The 2,309-nt window shown below is 62.8% G+C and carries 2 protein-coding genes; one reads left to right on the plus strand and one right to left on the minus strand.

Going from position 1 to position 2,309, the window contains the following annotated elements; genetic code table 11:
* Positions 1-1,303: BCCT family transporter (locus tag EAW56_RS11780; protein ID WP_244213427.1), on the minus strand; the 1,303-nt coding region annotated here is incomplete at its 3' end.
* 224 nt (positions 1,304-1,527) lie between these two features.
* On the opposite strand from EAW56_RS11780, the gene EAW56_RS11785 reads away from it, so the two are divergent.
* Positions 1,528-2,309, plus strand: a 782-nt coding sequence (locus tag EAW56_RS11785; protein ID WP_147453318.1) for a cation diffusion facilitator family transporter, incomplete at its 3' end; no start/stop codon positions are given.

Raw genomic sequence — 2,309 nt, forward strand, 5'->3', positions numbered from 1 at the left:
ACATGTCCACCACCAGCGCGGCGGAGTCCATGGAGGTGACAAAGTACATCACGATGACAAACAGGGCGACCGCGCCGGTCACCGCGTACAGCGGGTACTCCGCCAGCAGCGAGAACAGGGCGCGCGGCGTGTCGCCGTCCTCCACCACGGGTTTGGTCAGCACGCCCGGGTCCTCGGCCTCCATCTCCATCGCGGCGCGGCCGAAGATGGAGAACCAGATCAGGTCGAACACCGTCGGCAGCAGGATGGTGCCGCCGATGAACTCGCGGACGGTGCGGCCGCGGGAAATGCGGGCGAAGAACATGCCCACAAACGGGGACCAGCAGATCGTCCAGGCCCAGTAGAACGCCGTCCAGGTGGCGTGCCAGCCCGGGTTGTCGTTGTAGGAGTCCACCCAGAACATCAGCTCGGGCAGCGAGTTGCCGTAGATGCCAAAGGACTCCGTGATCTGCCCCATCAGCGCCAGCGTCGGGCCGGAGACGAGCACGAAGAGCATGAGGAAGATCGTCGCGCCGATGTTCACGTTGGACAGGATCTTCACGCCCTTGTCCAGGCCGGTGGCCACGGAAAGGCACGCCGCGATGGTGATGAACAGGATGATGCCCAGCTGCACCGGCGTAATGAGCGGCACGCCCCACAGAATGTTCAGGCCCGCGGAGATCTGCAGGACGCCAAGGCCCACAGAGACACCGAGGCCGAAGATGGTACCGATGATCCCCAGGGCGTCGAGAAGCTTGCCCGGCGTCTCGTACACCCGACCGCCGAGCAGCGGAGCGAACATCGACGACATGCGCGCCGGCATCTTGCGCTTGTACACGAAGTACCCGATGGCCAGGCCGGGCAGGGTGAAGATCACCCACATGTGGATGCCAAAGTGGTAGTACGTGAACTCGAAGGCCTGCACGATCGCCTCGCGGCTCATTGGTTCCATATCGCCGCGCGGCGGGTTGTACGCGTGGTTCAGCGGCTCCGCGGCGCCCCAGAACATGAGCGTTGCGCCCATGCCGGCGGCGAAGAGCATGGCGAACCAGACTGGGTAGCTGTATTCGGGCTCGTCTTCGTCGTCGCCAAGCCGCATGTTGCCAAAGCGGGAGACGAAAATAACGATGAGGAAGATGAACACTGCGGAGATACCGCCGATGTACATCCAGGAGAAATTGTCCATTAGGAACCCGGAGATCGAGCTGTAAAGCTGGCGGGCGCGATCACCGAACGCCAGCGTCGCCGCCACGAAGACGACGATGAAGCCGAGCGATGCCCCGAAGATCACCGGATCAGTTTGAAGGCCACGCTTGCGTGCCATGGTGTTTTCCAATCGTTGGGAACTCAAATCGGTGACCATTGTAGGGCACTTGCTTATCGACGCCCTGCTACACTCACTATCCATTGAAGGGGAGTAGCCCGCAATCGGTTGGTCGACATACTGGCGCACGCGCCCGGGCAGCCGGCTCCGGATTGGAGTGAGCGAGACCTTCGAACCGTTGCACACACGGCGCCGAAGCGCCCCAATTGTGGGAGGACACTCGCATGCCTGAATTGCCCCCTTCACTCCAAGAAGAGCAAAAGATCCTGGAACGCTTCATGTGGCTTTCCATCGCGGTATCCCTGCTCACCATCGCGCTCAAGATGGTCGCTGCCTGGGTCACCGGCTCCGTCGGCTTCATGTCGGACGCGATCGAGACCGTGATCAACTTCGTGGCCGCCGTCGTCAGCCTCTGGGCGCTCAAGCTGTCCGCGAAGCCGGCGGACGCGAACCACAACTTCGGACACTCCAAGGCTGAATATTTTTCCGCCCAGGTGGAGGGCTCGCTCATCCTCGTCGCGGCCGTGGCCATCATCTACACCGGCGTGGAACGGCTGATCACTCCGCAGCCAGTGGAGCAGCTCGGCGTGGGATTACTGTTCTCCGTCGTCGCCGCCGTGCTCAACGCCGCCGCCGGGTACGCGCTCGTCCGCGGCGGGAAGCGCTACCGCTCGGCAACCCTGGAGGCGGACGGGAAACACCTGCTCACGGACGTGTGGACCACCGTCGGCGTGATTGTCGGCATGGCGCTCGTGGCGCTGACCGGCTGGCAGGTCCTCGACCCGATCGTCGCGCTGCTGGTTGGCGCAAACATCCTCTTCACCGGCTACAAACTCCTTCGCAGCGCCATCCTGAGCCTGCTGTCTGAGGCCTTGCCCGCGGAGGAGCTTGCAAAACTCAACGCATTTCTGGATGCATTTGCCGAGCAAAACGGGGTGGCGTTTACCTCCGTACGTACGGCTGCGTTTGGTCGCGAGCGCTTGATCAGCTTGGTCATGCAGGTGCC

Source organism: Corynebacterium gottingense, assembly GCF_003693265.1.
Taxonomy (GTDB): Bacteria; Actinomycetota; Actinomycetes; order Mycobacteriales; family Mycobacteriaceae; genus Corynebacterium; species Corynebacterium gottingense.